The 15,759-nt window shown below is 70.3% G+C and carries 11 protein-coding genes; 8 read left to right on the top strand and 3 right to left on the bottom strand.

Going from position 1 to position 15,759, the window contains the following annotated elements:
- Positions 1-14 precede the first annotated feature (14 nt).
- The 4 genes from ppdK (at position 15) to TBR22_RS11300 (ending at position 7,256) form a co-directional block, all read left to right on the top strand.
- Complete coding sequence (ppdK, locus tag TBR22_RS11285) at positions 15-2,867, top strand: pyruvate, phosphate dikinase (RefSeq protein WP_239493087.1); 2,853 nt, start codon at positions 15-17, stop codon at positions 2,865-2,867.
- Between the two features lie 221 nt (positions 2,868-3,088).
- Positions 3,089-4,135 (top strand): magnesium/cobalt transporter CorA, encoded by a 1,047-nt coding sequence (corA, locus tag TBR22_RS11290; protein WP_239493088.1) that lies wholly within the window; start codon positions 3,089-3,091, stop codon positions 4,133-4,135.
- Position 4,136: 1 nt separating this feature from the next.
- Positions 4,137-6,053: a DNA mismatch repair endonuclease MutL gene (mutL, locus tag TBR22_RS11295; RefSeq protein WP_239493089.1), complete on the top strand. Its 1,917-nt coding sequence runs from the start codon at positions 4,137-4,139 to the stop codon at positions 6,051-6,053.
- A 183-nt stretch (positions 6,054-6,236) separates the two neighbouring features.
- Entirely contained in the window at positions 6,237-7,256 is a 1,020-nt protein-coding gene (locus tag TBR22_RS11300; RefSeq protein ID WP_239491126.1) for an IS110 family transposase, read from the top strand.
- A 281-nt stretch (positions 7,257-7,537) separates the two neighbouring features.
- Here TBR22_RS11300 and TBR22_RS11305 read toward each other — a convergent pair whose 3' ends face one another.
- Together TBR22_RS11305 and TBR22_RS11310 are read right to left on the bottom strand one after the other, a co-directional pair.
- The gene (locus tag TBR22_RS11305) at positions 7,538-8,815 is read right to left on the bottom strand and encodes a replication-associated recombination protein A (RefSeq protein WP_370651514.1); all 1,278 of its coding nucleotides are present in this window, start codon (positions 8,813-8,815) and stop codon (positions 7,538-7,540) included.
- An 89-nt stretch (positions 8,816-8,904) separates the two neighbouring features.
- A complete protein-coding gene (locus tag TBR22_RS11310; protein ID WP_239493091.1) occupies positions 8,905-9,744 on the bottom strand; it encodes an RNA methyltransferase in 840 nt (279 codons plus the stop codon).
- A 127-nt stretch (positions 9,745-9,871) separates the two neighbouring features.
- Between TBR22_RS11310 and TBR22_RS11315 the strand changes: the two genes are divergently transcribed.
- The 3 genes from TBR22_RS11315 (at position 9,872) to TBR22_RS11325 (ending at position 13,099) form a co-directional block, all read left to right on the top strand.
- A complete protein-coding gene (locus TBR22_RS11315; RefSeq protein ID WP_239493092.1) occupies positions 9,872-10,345 on the top strand; it encodes a transcription elongation factor GreA in 474 nt (157 codons plus the stop codon).
- Positions 10,346-10,406: 61 nt separating this feature from the next.
- Positions 10,407-11,795: a hypothetical protein gene (locus TBR22_RS11320; protein WP_239493093.1), complete on the top strand. Its 1,389-nt coding sequence runs from the start codon at positions 10,407-10,409 to the stop codon at positions 11,793-11,795.
- A gap of 125 nt (positions 11,796-11,920) precedes the next feature.
- Entirely contained in the window at positions 11,921-13,099 is a 1,179-nt protein-coding gene (locus tag TBR22_RS11325) for a PLP-dependent aspartate aminotransferase family protein (RefSeq protein WP_239493094.1), read from the top strand.
- Positions 13,100-13,199: 100 nt separating this feature from the next.
- On the opposite strand, the gene TBR22_RS11330 is transcribed toward TBR22_RS11325, so the two are convergent.
- Positions 13,200-14,606: a bifunctional oligoribonuclease/PAP phosphatase NrnA gene (locus tag TBR22_RS11330; protein WP_239493095.1), complete on the bottom strand. Its 1,407-nt coding sequence runs from the start codon at positions 14,604-14,606 to the stop codon at positions 13,200-13,202.
- Between the two features lie 163 nt (positions 14,607-14,769).
- Here TBR22_RS11330 and TBR22_RS11335 point away from each other — a divergent pair, with 163 nt between their 5' ends.
- Positions 14,770-15,708 carry a VWA domain-containing protein gene (locus TBR22_RS11335; RefSeq protein ID WP_239493096.1) on the top strand — a complete coding sequence of 313 codons (939 nt, stop codon included), beginning with the start codon at positions 14,770-14,772 and terminating at the stop codon, positions 15,706-15,708.
- Positions 15,709-15,759: the final 51 nt, after the last annotated feature.

Raw genomic sequence — 15,759 nt, forward strand, 5'->3', positions numbered from 1 at the left:
GAGTCATAGCGTTCATGGCCAAGAAAGCCGCACGCGCCAGCAAGCCCTCGGGCAAGGCCGCGCGTCCCGCCACCCGGAAGTCCGCCCCCGCCCGCAAGGCCGCTCCCCGCAAGGCCGCGAGCCGCAAGGCCGCCCCGGCCGCTTCCGCGAAGGCCGACAAGTACGTGTACAGCTGGGGCGCCGGCAAGGCCGACGGCAACGGCTCGATGAAGCCGCTGCTCGGCGGCAAGGGCGCCAACCTCGCCGAGATGGCGCGCATCGGCCTGCCCGTGCCGGCCGGCTTCACCATCACCACCGAGGTCTGCACGTACTACTACGCGAACAAGCGCACGTACCCGGCCGCCCTCGACGCGCAGATCCGCAACGGGATCGCGAAGATCGAGAAGGTCATGGGCTACAAGTTCGGCGACGCCAGCAAGTTCCCGCTGCTGGTCGCCGTGCGCTCCGGCGCGCGTGACTCGATGCCGGGGATGATGGACACGATCCTCAACCTCGGCCTGAACGACGAGACGGTGATCGCGCTCGAGCGCGCCACCGGCAACCCGCGCTTCGCGTGGGACTGCTACCGCCGCTTCATCCAGATGTACGGCGACGTGGTGCTCGGCGTGCAGAAGCGCGCCGGCGAGGACCACGAGCCGTTCGAGACCGTGCTCGAGGGCTACAAGCACGAGGTGTACGGCAACGGCCACCTCGAGGACACCAAGCTGTCGGCCGACGACCTCAAGGAGATCATCGTCCGCTTCAAGAAGCTGGTGAAGGAGCGCACGGGCAAGGCGTTCCCGGCCGATCCGTGGCAGCAGCTGCACGGGGCGGTCGGCGCCGTGTTCGGCTCGTGGATGAACGACCGCGCCATCGTCTACCGCCGCAAGTACAACATCCCGGCCGAGTGGGGCACCGCCGTCAACGTGCAGGCGATGGTGTTCGGCAACACCGGCGACGCGTCGGGCTCGGGCGTGGCGTTCACGCGCGACCCCGCGACGGGCGAGAAGGTGTTCTACGGCGAGTTCCTGCTCAACGCGCAGGGCGAGGACGTGGTGGCCGGCGTGCGCACGCCGGAGCCGGTGGCCGAGCTCGCCAAGCAGATGCCGAAGGCCTACAAGGAGCTCGAGCGCATCCGCAAGGTCCTGGAGTCGCACTTCAAGGACATGCAGGACTTCGAGTTCACGATCCAGGACGGCGTCGTCTACATGCTGCAGACGCGCAACGGCAAGCGCACCGGCGTGGCCGCGGTCCGCATCGCGACCGAGATGGTGAAGGAAGGCCTCATCGACTGGAAGACCGCCGTCATGCGCGTGCCGGCCGACCAGCTCGACCAGGTGCTGGCGCCGATCTTCGACCGTGCCGCGGTGAAGAAGTCGACGGTGATCGCCAAGGGCCTGCCGGCCGGTCCCGGCGCGGCGTCCGGCGAGGTGTACTTCAACGCCGATCGCGCCGTGGAAGCGGCGGCGAAGGGCAAGAAGGTCCTGCTGGTCCGCATCGAGACGTCGCCCGAGGACCTGCGCGGCATGATCGCCGCCGAGGGCATCCTCACGGCGCGCGGTGGCGTGTCGTCGCACGCCGCGCTGGTGGCCCGCCAGATGGGCAAGGTGTGCGTGTGCGGCGCCGCGGCGCTGCAGGTCGACTACGACAAGCGCACGCTGACCGTGGGCGGCACGACGTACGCCGAGGGTGACTGGCTGTCGATCGACGGCACGGCGGGCGAGGTGTACGCCGGCCACATCGAGACCGGCGCCTCCGAGGTGATCGCGGGCCTGGTGGCCGGTGACGCCGAGGCGAAGAAGGGCCGCACGTACAAGAACTTCGTGCAGCTGATGAAGTGGTGCGGCGAGGCGACGCGCATGTCGGTGCGCACCAACGCCGACACGCCGGAGCAGGTCCGCAACGCGCTGGCGTTCGGCGCCGTCGGCATCGGCCTGACGCGCACCGAGCACATGTTCTTCGAGGGCGACCGCATCGACGCGATGCGCGAGATGATCCTCGCCGACACGCTCGAGGCGCGGAAGGCGGCGCTCGACAAGCTGCTCCCGTACCAGCGCGAGGACTTCTTCGGCATCTTCAAGGAGCTGAAGGGGTACCCGGCGACGATCCGCTTCCTCGATCCGCCGCTGCACGAGTTCCTCCCGAACACCGAGGACCAGCAGAAGGATCTCGCGAAGAAGCTCGGCATCTCGGTCGAGAAGATCCAGCAGCGGGTGCATGAACTGCACGAGTTCAACCCGATGCTCGGCTTCCGTGGTTGCCGCCTCGGCATCAGCTACCCCGAGATCACCGCGATGCAGGCCCGCGCGGTGTTCGAGGCGGCTGCCGACGCCAACAAGAAGGGCTACAAGGCCCACCCCGAGATCATGATCCCGCTGGTCGGCTTCAAGAAGGAGCTCGACCTGCAGGTGGCGATCGTCCACGAGGTGGCCGCGCAGGTGCAGAAGGAGCGCAAGACGACGATCAAGTACAGCGTCGGCACCATGATCGAGGTGCCGCGCGGTGCGGTCACCGCCGACGAGATCGCGCAGACGGCGGAGTTCTTCTCCTTCGGCACCAACGACCTCACGCAGACGACCCTCGGCATGTCGCGCGACGACTCGGGCTCCTTCCTCCCGCACTACGAGGAGGAGGAGATCGTCAAGAAGAACCCGTTTGCGACCATCGACCAGTCCGGCGTCGGCGCGCTGATGCGCATCGCCGTCGAGAAGGGCCGCAGCAGCCGCCCCGGCATCAAGCTCGGGATCTGCGGTGAGCACGGCGGCGAGCCCGACTCGGTCAAGTTCTGCGACAGCCTCGGCCTCGACTACGTCAGCTGCTCGCCGTTCCGCGTCCCGGTGGCGCGGCTCGCGGCGGCGCAGGCGGCCATCGCGGCGAGCAAGAAGTAGCAGCCCCGACGGGCCCCGGGTGCACGCACTCGGGGCCCGCTGAAGGCTCAGGGCTCAAGGCTCAGGACTCAGAAACCATTCAGAGCTGGTCCCGGTCGCCGCGAATCCCGCGAGCGACCTTTGGGGTGCTTGTCACTGAATGCTCTCTGAGCCGTGAGCCCTGGGCCTGAGCCTTTTTTTGTTGCCTGTCCCGGCCCCTCCCTGTTCTGCTGAGGATGGCCATGGAGACTGCAGCCCCTCCCATCAGGACCGACGAGGCGCCGGCCGGCGGGCCGATCGTCTCGCCCCCCGCCGACGCGCTCACGGTCTTCGTGCACGCCGACGGCCAGACGCGCGCCGCCGACACCATCGACCCGACGTGGCTGTCCCCGAATTCGGGGGTGATCGTCTGGGCCGATCTCGGCAACGCCGACTCGGCCGTGACGCGGCGGCTGTTGGCCGACGTCTTCCACTTCCACGAACTGTCGGTGGAGGACGCGGTGGGCGAGTCGCATCATCCCAAGGTCGAGCCCTACGACGGCTACCTGTACCTCATCCTGCACGGCATCGACTGGAACGCCACGCAGCAGGGCGGCTTCTCGACGCACGACATCGACTTCTTCATCGGCCCCAACTTCCTCGTCACCGTCCACGACGGCACCTCGCGGTCGATTGCGTCGGTGCAGGGACTCTGCCCGCGGCACGGGTTCGTCATGTCGCAGGGCACCATGGCCCTCGTGCACCGCATCGTCGACACGATGGTGGACAACTACCGGCCGGAGGTCAGTGCGCTGGAGGAACGGCTCGACGAGGTCGAGGAGGCGGTGTTCGAGGCCACCAACCAGGAGATCGTCCGCCAGATCCTGGCCATCAAGCGCGACGTCGGCGCGCTGCGCCGCGTGGTGCTGCCGCAACGCGACGTCATCGCGCGGCTCGCCCGGCGCGAGTTCCCCGTCGTCGACGAGCCCCTCAGCTACCGGTTCCGCGACGTGCACGACCACCTGGTGCGCCTGGCCGACGAGGCCAACACGTTCCACGACCGGGTCACCGGCGTGCTCGACGCGCACCTCTCGTTCGTGTCCAACCGCATGAACGAGGTGATGAAGGTCCTGACCCTCATCGCGACGATCTTCATGCCGCTCACGGTGCTCACCAGCCTGTACGGCATGAACGTGCACATCCCGATGATGCCCGGCGGCGAGCAGGCCCAGTTCTGGGACGTCGTCGTGGTGATGTTCCTGATGAGCGGCGGGATGATCTGGTATTTCAAGCGCCGGGGCTGGGTCTGACGTGAAGATTGCGGTCCTGCCGCCCGCGCTGGCCAACCAGATCGCCGCCGGCGAGGTGGTCGAGCGCCCGGCCTCGGTCGTCAAGGAACTCGTCGAGAACGCGCTCGATGCCGGGGCGCGACGCGTCGCGGTCGCCATCGAGCAGGGTGGCCGCGCGCTGATCCGCGTCGAGGACGACGGCGAGGGGATGTCGCCGGAAGACGCGGCGCTCGCCGTGCAGCGCCACGCCACCAGCAAGATCAGGGTGGCGGCCGACCTCGACGGCATCCGGACGCTGGGCTTCCGCGGCGAGGCGCTGCCCAGCATCGCGTCGGTGTCGCACTTCGCGCTGCGCACGCGGGCGCGCGGCGCGCTCACCGGCGTGGAGGTCCGCATCGACGGCGGCGATCTGCGCGGCATCCACGACATCGGCGCGCCGGAGGGCACGACGATCGAGGTGCGCGACCTGTTCTACAACCTGCCCGCGCGCCGCAAGTTCCTGAAGGCGGAATCGGCCGAGGCCGCCCAGGTCTCGCGCCTGATGACGCAACTCGCGCTCGGCGCGCCGACCATCGGCTTCCAGCTCACGAGCGGCGGCCGCACCCTGCTCGACTGTCCGCCGGCCAGCGAGGTGGCCGAGCGCTTCTACCAGATCTACCAGGCGCGCCCCGACCTCGTGGAAGTCCGCCGCGAGGGCGGCGGCATGCGCGTGCACGGCTACATCGCGCCGCTCGCCGAGCAGGGGCCACGGCGTGGGCCACAGAACATCTACGTCAACGGCCGCATCGTCCGCGACAAGACGATCGCGCATGCGATCCAGGCGGCTTACGCGGTCGCGACGGTCAAGGAGCGCAGCCCCGAGGTGCACCTGTTCATCGAGATCCCGCCCGAGCGGGTCGACGTGAACGTGCATCCGACCAAGGCCGAGGTGCGCTTCCTCGAACAGGGCCTGGTGCACGAGGTGCTCCGTCGGGCACTCGGCGATGCGCTCGGCGCGGGGCCCGTGCCGGAGTTGCGCCTGCAGACGCCGATTGCGCCCGCGCAGTTGCCGGCGATGCCGATGCTGCCCGGCGTCCTGCGCCCGGACCCGACCTTCCGCCAGGACCCCTGGCGGGTCGTCGCGACCGGCCAGGGGGCCTCGGGCCATGGTGCGACCGACGAGACGACCGGGCCAGCGCTCGCGACGCGTCCCGACCCGCTCGCGGCGTGGGAACACACCGCGCTGCGGCCCGCCGGCGATCCGCAAGGCGTCCCGGCGCGCGCCGACGGGCGGGTCGACGACGCGTTCACCGCGGCAATCACCGGCCTGGAGGGCGCGACGGCGGCGGTCGGCCGCGCCGAGCCGGTCGCGGGCGACGACATCCGGCCGATGAAGCCGCTCGGCCAGTTCCGGCACACGTACATCCTCGCGGTCGACCAGGACGGCATCGCGATCGTCGACCAGCACGTGGCGCACGAGCGCGTGCTGTACGAGCGCATCCACGAGCGACTGACGCGCGGGGCGCTCCAGAGCCAGCGGTTGCTCACGCCGCTGGTCTTCGAGATGGACGCGTCGCAGGTGGCCGGCATCGAGGCGCACATGGGCGACCTCGAGCGCCTCGGCTTCGAGGTGGAGCCGTTCGGCGGCAAGTCGGTTCGCGTGTGCGCGATGCCCGCGTTGATCGGCCTGGGCGACGTCGAGCCGACGCTGCGCGCGCTCGGGCAGGACCTCGAAGGCTTCGACAAGGCCGGCCGGGTCGACGACGTGCTCAAGCACATCGCCGCGACGATGGCGTGCCATGCGGCCGTCAAGGCCAACGACCCGCTGCCGCTCGAGAAGATGCAGTTCATCCTCGACGAACTGCACGCGACCGCCTACTCGACGGTGTGCCCGCACGGGCGCCCGGTGCTGCTGCGCCTCACGCGGCGCGAGATCGAGAAGAACTTCCAGCGGATATAGAGCCCGGGAGTCGGGAGTCGGGAATCGGGAACCGGGAGGTAGGGCGGGGGTGTCCTCACCCCGCCGTTGGCCGCCGGCGCGGTGGGACACAGATTGGATGAAGTGGCTGGCCCCCGCGAGCTGACGGGAGGCCCGTCGCTCACACTGACACGTGCTCGAGGCACACAGTGAGAGGAGCCAGCCATGGACCATGTTGCAATCGATCTCGGCGGAAGGGAATCCCAGATTTGCGTGCGGCGGCCCGACGGGACCGTCGTCGAGGAGCGGCGGCTGCGGACGCACGAGGTGCCGCGGTACCTGGGCGAGCGGCCCGGCAGCCGAGTGATTGTCGAGACGTGCAGTGAGGCCTTCTGGGTGGCCGACGCGGCACGGGCGGCCGGGCATGAGGTGCGGGTGGTGCCGGCGACCCTGGCGCCGACCCTGGGCGTGGGGGCGCGCCGGATGAAGACGGACCGGCGTGATGCGCAGGTGCTCAGCGAGGTGTCCTGCCGCATCGACCTGCCGTCGGTGCATATCCCGAGCGCCGAGGCGCGGGCGGCCAAGACGCTCTGCGGCATGCGCGACGGGCTGGTGCGCAGTCGCACGCTCCTGCTCAATACCGTGCGCGGCTGGCTGCGGACGCAGGGCCGCCGGCTGGCGAGTGGCAGCGTGCACACCTTCGGGGCGCGCGTCCGCGCCGCGGTAGGCGAGCCCCTCCCGAGCTACGTGGCCCGGCAGCTGCAGCTGCTGGAGCACCTGCATGCCGCCATCGCGGACGCCGACCGCGAGGTGACGGCCTGGGCCACGGGCGACCCGGTCGCGCGCCGCTTGCTGACGGTCCCCGGAGTCGGCCCGGTGACCGCCGTGCGGTTTGTGGCGGCGCTCGACGACCACACGCGCTTCGACGGCGCGCACGCGGTGGAGGCGTATGTCGGGCTGGTGCCCGGCCAGGACTCGAGTGGCGCGCGGACGCGTCACCTGGGGATTACCAAAGCGGGGAGCCGCAGCCTGCGCTGGTGCCTCGTCCAGGCCGCGCACTGCGCGAAACGGACGCTGAAGCCGGGGCCGCTCCGCGACTGGGTCGACGCCGTGCAGCACCGGCGCGGGCGCCAGGTCGCCGTCGTGGCCTTGGCGCGCAAGTTGACCGGCATCCTGTATGCGATCTGGCGGGATGGCACCCGCTTCGACCCGCACCGGACCAACGCCGCGCCGCTGGCCGGGTAACCGCGCCACGGCGGCACCGCCCTGCTGGGGTCGGCTGCCACGCGCGGGTGATCGCGAGTAGGGCGGTTCTGGCGCCTTCGGGCGACCACGAGGAACCGATGTGCGACCCCGCCCCGCAGCAACCTAGTGCGCCCCTGAGCGCGAATACTCGACTGGAGCAGCCCGATCCCCCGAGGCAGGACCGATGTATCCCCCCGCGCGGGGGCCTGCGCCCCCGCGACGGGACTGATCTGCCCTTGACCCGGCCAGCCACTTCATACTCGCGCCCTACCCGGGGACGCTCACGCACCTGGCGTGCGGCGCTTCTTCTTGATCTCCCGCCATCCTTCGAGGCGGCGGGTGAGCTCCTTCTCGAAGCCGCGATCGGTCGGCCTGTAGAACTGCCGCCCCTGGAGGGCCGGTGGCAGGCAGTCCATGCCCGTCACCGCGTCGGCGGCGTCGTGCGCGTACTGGTACCCCTTGCCGTAGTCGAGCTGCTTCATCAGGCGCGTCGGGGCGTTGCGCAGGTGCAGCGGGACCGGCTCGGCTTCGTCGCGGCGGGCCGCCTCGGCGGCCTCGTTGTACGCGGCGTAGACGGCGTTGCTCTTGGGCGCCGTCGCCAGGTAGACGGCCGCCTGCGCCAGCGCCGTGTTGGCCTCGGGCATGCCCAGCAGGTGCGCGGCCTGTTGCGCGGCGATCGAGACGACCAGTGCCTGCGGGTCGGCGTTGCCGACGTCCTCCGAGGCGAAGCGCACGAGCCGCCGCGCGACGTACATCAGGTCCTCGCCCGACTCCAGCATCCGCGCCAGCCAGTACACGGCGGCATCGGGATCGCTGTTGCGCAGCGACTTGTGGAACGCCGAGATGAGGTTGAAGTGCTCCTCGCCGGACTTGTCGTAGCGCAGCGTGCGCCGTGAGACGAGCGGCTGCAGGTGCTCGCGCGTGAGCACGCGTGGCTCCGCCTCGGGGACGACGCTGACGGCGAGCTCGAGCAGGTTGAGCGCGCTGCGCGCGTCGCCGTTGGCGTGCACGGCGATCGCCTGCAGCACGCCCTCCTCGACGTCGACGCCGCTGGCGCCGAGGCCGCGATCGGTGTCGCGCAGGGCCCGCTCGAGAATCGTGACGACCGCCTCCGGGGTGAGCGACTGCAGGACGAACACCTTGGACCGCGACAGCAACGCGGCGTTGACCTCGAACGACGGGTTCTCCGTTGTCGCGCCGATCAGCACGATGTCGCCGGCCTCGACGTGCGGCAGGAACGCGTCCTGCTGGGCGCGGTTGAAGCGGTGGATCTCGTCGATGAAGACGACGGTGCGGGCGCCGTCGCGTTGCCGCGCGGCGGCGGCATCGACCATCACCTGCTTGACGTCCTTGACGCCCGAGAGCACGGCGCTGAAGGCCACGTAGCGCGCCGCGGTGGCCTGGGCGATGGCCCGTGCGAGCGTCGTCTTGCCGGTGCCCGGCGGGCCCCAGAGGATCACCGACTGCAGCACGTCGCGATCGATGGCCTCGCGCAGCGGTCGGCCCGGCGCGAGCAGGGATTGCTGGCCGACGATCTCGTCGATCGTGCGGGGCCGCATGCGGTCGGCCAGCGGGACGTGCCCGGAGGGGCGGGGCGCCGTGCCACCGTCGGCGTCGGAGGGCGGTGGACCGAACAGCGACGGCTCGCTCATGCCTGCCCCGCGCCGATCCGCGATTCCCGATTCCCGAGTGCCGACTCCCGACGTTGTCGCGCCACCTCGAACAGCACGAGGCTCGTGGCGACGGCGACGTTGAGCGACTCGACGGGGGCGCGCATCGGGATGCGCAGACGCAGGTCGGCCTCGCGGAGCAGATCGGCAGGAAGCCCCGCGCCTTCCGAGCCGGCGCACACCGCCAGGGGGCCGGTGAGGTCGGCGGCGTACAGGTCCTGCGTGGCGCGCGCGTCGAGGGCCACCAGGCGCAGGCCGGCGGCGCGCAGGGCGTCGGCCGCGTGCCGCACCGAGGCCTCGCGTGCCACCGGCAGGCGCAGGGCGCTGCCCATCGAGCCGCGCAACGCCTTCCATCCGAGCGGGTGCGCGCTGCTGCCGGCGGCGAGCACGCCGGTGGCGCCAGCCGCCTCGCTGCTGCGCACGAGCGCGCCGAGGTTGCCCGGATCCTGGACGTCGATTGCCATGGTGACCAGTGCCGGCGACGGGGCGAGGAGTTCGCCGGGCGACCGCAGGACGAGGGAAGCGAGCGCGAGGACGCCGGCCGGCGTGCGCGTGGGACTCGCCGCGTCGAGCACGGCCGGGGTCACCGGCTGCACGCCGACGCCGCGCGCGGCAGCCTGCCGCGTCAGGGCCGCGATCTCGGAGCGAGCCTCGGCGCCCTCGGCGACCAGGACCAGCGACACGGCAAGCCCGCCAGCGAGGGCTTCGCCGACCAGATGGGGACCGTCGAGCAGGACGTCGTCGCCGTGGCCGTCGGCGGCGTCGCGGCAGCGAGCGACGAGCGGATGGCGACGGCTGGTGATCGTGGAATCGGGCATGGTCGCGCGGGACGGCCGCGCAGAACCCCTATGGTAAGATTTCCCGGTCGTTGGCCCAATACACGCGGTCACGCCGGCACAATCGGGTGCTCGCGTCGGACCGCGTCGTGCCAGCGCTGGAACGCCCGTGGCCCTGGAAGTCAAAGCGCAACTGCTGAGGAAGTTCGAGGACGAGATCTCTGCCCTTGACCGCGAGCTCAAGACCGAGCTCCCCAAGGAGATCCAGCGTGCGCGCGAGCTCGGCGACCTTCGGGAGAACGCCGAGTACCAGGCGGCCAAGGAGCGGCAGTCCTTCCTGCAGGCACGCATCGGCATGCTGAAGAAGCGCATGGCCGACATCTCGTTGATGAACCTCGACCGTCTCCCGCACGGGAAGGTGGCGTTCGGGTCGACGGTCACGCTGCGCGAAGAGGGCGGCGGCACGATCACCTACCAGCTCGTCATGCCCGAGGACGCGGATGGGGCCAAGGGGCTCATCTCGACGGCCTCGCCGATCGGCCGCGCCCTGCTCGGCAAGCAAGAGGGCGACGAGGTCACCGTGCCCACCCCCAATGGCCAGCGTGTCTTCGAGCTCGTCAAGCTCGCCACCATTCACGACTAGCGAGCCCGGCGCCGCCTCCGCGCCGGGATCGCCCTACGCGCCGCGGCTGCGTACTGCACTGGTGTTCACCGGCACCGGCTCGGCCGGGGCCTACCACGCCGGCGTCATGCAGGCGCTCGCCGAGGCCGGCGTCAAGGTCGACCTGGTGGCGGGGCGTGGCATGGGCGCCGCCAGCGCCATGCTGGCCGCCCTGGACGGCGGTGCCCGGTTGTGGCAACCGTCCGGCGCCTGGAGTGGGGGGCGCGCCGCGCGGTTGTATCCGTGGCGGCTGTCGTGGCGCGTCGTCGGCTGGGCGCTGGCCCTCTGCTTCCTGGTGCTGGCAGTCCCGGTGCTGGTGCAGGTGGTCGCCGCGCTGCTGTACCCGCTGGCGTACGCCGTGCAACTGAGCGGCCTCGACCGGGACGGGCGGATCGCCGCCGTGTTCGTCGGCGCCATCGCGGCCACCTTCGATCACACCCTGTTTGCCAGCGTCATCCCGCGCGTGGCCGTCCTGTCGCTGCTGTTTGCCGGGTTGTTCCTGGTGGGCGAATATGTGCTCCGAGTCCGCAGCCGCGGCCGTCGGCGCGTCGAGGGGCGGCCATGGTGGGTGGCCCTCGGGGCGCCGCTCGACGGCCAGCAGGCCTTCACCCACTTCGCGCAGGCGCTCTGGACGGGCCCGGCCGCCGGCGGTGCGCAGGCGCGCGATGCCCGGGCGCTGAGCCGACGCTACGTCGAGATGATCGGCGAGGGCCTCGGGCAGCCGGGCTCGGCTGAACTGCTGCTGGTCGTGCACGACCTCGACACGCGGCGCGACCTCGTGTTCGCCGCGCTGCAGGATTCGTGGCGCCGGCGCTTCTTCGCCGAGGACACCGCTGGCGTGCGCGCGACCGAGGTGATCGACCTGCTGGGCGCCGGTCGCGACCTCGCGATGGACGGCCTGCGCGCCGCCCTGGCCGTGCCGCTGGCGGCCGAACCGCACGCGTTGACCTTTCCGATCGACGGCGCCTGGCGTGGCGAGACCCACCTGGTGGCCGATCGGCCGGAGTCGCTGGTTCGCCTGCTCGAGGAAGTGTCGGCCGCCGGTGCCGAGCAGGTCATCCTCGTGAGCGCGGCCTCGCCCCTGCCGGGGCCGCATGCGCTGTCGGCGCGCCGTGCCGATCCCCGCGCCTGGTTGGGGCAGGCCATCGCGGGCCACGAGAGCGCGAGCGTGCGCGACGCGGCCACCGCGTTCTTCGATCGCTTCACGAGCGTGTACCACGTGCAGCCGGCGCACAATCCGCTCGGCCCCTTCGACCTCGCCGGCGCGCACGACGCGCGCTCGGATCGACGCGCCGCCCTGTCGGAACTGGTGCGGCGCGGCTACGACGATGCGTACGCGCAGTTCATCGTGCCGATCGTCGGCGGCAGCGCCGAGGCCATCGAGACGCCGCCGGCGCCCGCTCCCATCGTGGACGACCTGCCGCTCACATAGTCAATTGCAGAAGTTCAGGAATTTCAGAATTGCCAGAACCACTTCAGGCCTCGACGCTCTACTGAAGGTGATGCAATTCTCCAATTCTGAAATTCTGAAATTCTAAAGTTCCGGAGCTCCTGACCATGACCACGCCGCGCCAGGGCCTGGCGACCCGCTTGATCCATACCGCCGAGGGCGCGCAGCCGCTCGCGGCGCCGCTCACGACGCCCACCTACGAGACGACCACCTTCATCGTCGATTCGACCGCCGACCTGCAGGCCTACATCGAGGGCGGCACGGGCAAGTACTTCTATTCCCGCTACGAGAACCCGTCGCTGGTCGCTCTCGAAGCCAAGCTCGCCGCGGCGGAGCAGGGCGAGGCCGCGATGGTGTTCGGCTCGGGGATGGGCGCGGTGGCGAGCACGCTGCTCGGGCTGCTGTCGGCGGGCGACGAGGTGATCTGCAGCGCAGCCGTCTACGGCGGCACGTTCCACCTGCTCAACTCGTTCCTGCCCCGGTTCGGCGTGACGGCGCGGTTCGTCGCCATGGAGCAGTTGCAGGACCCCGCCTCGGTGATGGGGCCGAAGACGAAGCTGCTGTGGTTCGAGTCTCCCATCAACCCGACGCTGCGCTGCGTGGACATCGCCCGCGTCGCCGCCGCCTGTCGCACGGCGGGGCTCGTGTCGGTGATGGACAACACGTTCGGGACGCCATACAACCAGCAGCCGCTGACGCTCGGCGTCGACCTTGTGATGCACAGCGTGACCAAGTACCTCAACGGGCACTCCGACGTGACGGCCGGCGCGATCATCGGATCGCAGGCACTGGTTGAGCGCCTCGTGCCGTCGCGCCGGCTGATCGGCGCGATGCTCGATCCGGGAGCGGCCTCCCTCGTGGCGCGCGGGCTCAAGACGCTCGACGTGCGCATGGCGCGACACAACGAGAACGCGCTGGGCCTGGCGCGGGCGCTCTCGGGGCATCCGGGGATCGCGCGCGTCATCTACCCGGGCCTGCCCGATCATCCCGATCACGCGGTTGCGGTCAGGCAGATGCGTGGCTTCGGCGGCATGGTGACGATCGACCTGGCGGGCGGGTTCGAGGCGGCGGCGCGGTTCTTCGATCGCGTGCAGGTGTTCAAGCGCGCCACCAGCCTCGGCGGCGTGGAGAGCCTGTGCGGGCTGCCCGTGCTCACCTCGCAGTACGGCTGGAGCGACGAGCAGCTGGCGCGCGCCGACGTGACGCGGGGGATGGTGCGGCTGTCGGTGGGGCTGGAGTCGCTCGACGACCTGATTGCCGACGTCGATCAGGCCCTGGCAATCTGAAATTTGAAATTCCAAATTCTGGAGCGCCGGCTGCGCCGTGCGCGGCGAAGGCCGGAGGCCAAGCCGCCGAGAATTTCAAATTTCGAATTTCAAATTGCGGTCAGTGGGTCGGCACGAGCGCCGTGCTGGTCTTCTCGTCCTTCTTCGCCGCCGCCGTGTCGTGGATGAACTGATCGGCCATCCCGGCAATCACGCGGTTGATCTCCTTCGGCGTGCGTGCGCCGTGGCGCGCCGCGAAGGCCTCGAGCGGCACCACGGCCTTGGCCATCGCCCGGTGGCCGCCGGCGCTGCCCAGCTCGCCGAAGTACTTGCGCACGAACTCCCCGGCGTTGCGTGAGTAGCCCAGGTTGCGGACCGACAGCACCAGGGCGTCGTTGACGACGCCGGTGACGAAGGTCCACTTGGTCTCCTCGAGCTGCAGGAAGAAGTCCGCGGTGTAGGTGATGAAGTCCTCGCGCGGGACGGCGCCGAGGCTGGCGAAGAACAGGTCGCCCCGCAGCTCGCTGTCCGACAGGCCCTTGACCACCGTCTGCAGGCGCTCGAGCGTGATGTCGGCGCCTTCCATCTTGCGGATCAGCGCCGCATCGGCCAGCGGGTAGAGGTACGTGAAGGCGTCGAGGTCCTGCCGGTTGGTGTGGCGCGCGAAGAACAGCGTGTCGGACTTGATCGCGTAGAGCATCGCGGTGGCGACGCGCTCGGACACGTTCATGTCGACGGCCCGGAGGTGTTCGGTGAGGATGGTGCTGGTCGAGCCGTAGTCGGCGCGGATGTCCTTGAAGACCGCCGAGTACCCGGGTTGCTCGGGGTGGTGATCCACCACCAGGTCCACGTGGGGGAGGTGCCCACCGAAGTAGTGCGGTTGCACGTCCACCGTGGCCACGCGGTCGAAGCTGGCGAACTGCTCGGCCGTGACCTTCTCGACCTGGATGTCGAGCAGGTGGGCCATCCGGACGTTCTCGGGGCGACTCACGCCGTGCACGGCGCCGATGATGGCCGTCGTCTTGGTCCGCCGCAGCAGGTTGCGCAACGCCAGGCCGCTGGCCATGGCGTCGGGGTCCGGCTCGTTGTGCAGGAGGATCAGGACGCGGTCGGCGTCGGCGAAGTAGCGTTGGTACTGCAGGACCCTGGCGCGGGTGACGCTGCGTTCGAGCTCGGCGTGCAGTTGCGGGGCGAGCAGTTCGGCGAGCGTGAGGGTGAAGATGTCGGGGAAGGCGGCCTTGGCCTCGTCGGCCCGCCTGGTCGAGGGCCCGGTCGACACCACGTAGGTGAGCGTGCCCCCCGCATCCCGCACGGCCCCGATCAGCCGCTTGAGGCTCTTGCGCCCCGTGTCCTCGACGATGACGCAGGTGCTCGGGCTGAGGTCGACCTTGACGTAGGAGTCGCACCGACTGCAGTCGGTCACCGTCACCTTCAGCCCCTCCTCGGCGAGGCGCCGCGCCAGTGGGCGGCTCTCGACCAGGAACTCGAGGTCGAAGGTCGGACTGAGCACCCCATGCAGGGTGCGCATCACGAGCTCGTTCTGACAGACGGCCAGGGCCTTCATTTGACGTGGGTGGGGGCCTGCCTCGGGGCAGCCCCCACGAGCCAAACCACGATTATACTCTTCCGACGATCGGCAGGAGGCTCCCGGTTCTTGAAGTACACTGACCGGCACCCCCACGGAGGTTGGCATGACGACACGTTTCGTCACGGCGGCAGCTCTCTCGCTCTGGGCGCTCGCGGTTCCCTGCCGCGCCCAGCCGGCATTCCGGTCCGGCGTGGACACGGTCCGGCTCGGCGTGGCGGTGGTCGACAAGGCCGGCCAGGCCGTGGCGACGCTGGACCGGGCCGATTTCTCCATCCTCGAGGATGGTCGGCCCCAGGATCTCCAGCTGTTCACGCCTGCCGGGGCGGCCGACACCGAGCGTCCCCCGCTGCACATCGGGCTGCTGTTCGACACCTCCGGCAGCATGTCGGCCGACCTGTCGATGGCCCGGACCGCGGCCGTCAGGTTCTGCAACATGCTGCCGCGCGCCGAGGACATCACCCTGGTGGACTTCGACACCGAGGTGCGCGTGGCGCGCTTCGGCCAGGCCGATTTCCCGCGCTTCGTGGAGCGGTTGCGCAACCGCAAGCCTGACGGCTGGACCGCCTTGTACGATGCGCTCGGCGTCTACCTCGACGGCACCTCGTTCCAGGCCGGCGAGAAGGTGCTGGTCGCCTTCACCGATGGCGGTGACACGCGCAGCGTCATGTCCTATTCCGACGCCCTGACCGCGCTCAAGGCTGCCGACGTCACGGTCTACGTGGTCGGTTTCCTGGAGAACCAGGGTGCGCGCGAGAAGCTCGAGCAGCGGATGCGGTTGCAGGCGCTGGCCGAGGCGACCGGCGGGCTGGCCTTCTTCCCCGGGACCAAGAAGGACATCGACGTGGCCTACGAACAGGTGCTCGCCGACGTCAACGGCCGCTACCTGCTTGGCTACGTCTCGAGCAACCAGGCCAACGACGGGCGTTGGCGCAAGCTCGAGGTGCGCTTGAACCGCACCGACCTCAAGGCGGCCAAGATCCGCTCCCGGAAGGGCTACTTCGCGGTGCTGCGCCCGGAAGAGGCGCAGGCGGCGCGGCCGTAGCGCTTCGACTCGCAGGAGGCAGGCCCGAAGCCCTGCCTCCTGCTCGCTCAG

Origin of the sequence: Luteitalea sp. TBR-22 (assembly GCF_016865485.1) — a bacterium.
Lineage (GTDB): Bacteria > Acidobacteriota > Vicinamibacteria > Vicinamibacterales > Vicinamibacteraceae > Luteitalea.

Coding starts and splice junctions, on each gene's coding strand:
- TBR22_RS11305 (WP_370651514.1), bottom strand. CDS start 8,815: ATGCGGCCCCGCACGATCGACGAGATCGTCGGCCAGCAATCCCTGCTC.
- TBR22_RS11325 (WP_239493094.1), top strand. CDS start 11,921: ATGACCACGCCGCGCCAGGGCCTGGCGACCCGCTTGATCCATACCGCC.
- corA (WP_239493088.1), top strand. CDS start 3,089: ATGGAGACTGCAGCCCCTCCCATCAGGACCGACGAGGCGCCGGCCGGC.
- TBR22_RS11310 (WP_239493091.1), bottom strand. CDS start 9,744: ATGCCCGATTCCACGATCACCAGCCGTCGCCATCCGCTCGTCGCTCGC.
- TBR22_RS11300 (WP_239491126.1), top strand. CDS start 6,237: ATGGACCATGTTGCAATCGATCTCGGCGGAAGGGAATCCCAGATTTGC.
- ppdK (WP_239493087.1), top strand. CDS start 15: ATGGCCAAGAAAGCCGCACGCGCCAGCAAGCCCTCGGGCAAGGCCGCG.
- TBR22_RS11330 (WP_239493095.1), bottom strand. CDS start 14,606: ATGCGCACCCTGCATGGGGTGCTCAGTCCGACCTTCGACCTCGAGTTC.
- TBR22_RS11335 (WP_239493096.1), top strand. CDS start 14,770: ATGACGACACGTTTCGTCACGGCGGCAGCTCTCTCGCTCTGGGCGCTC.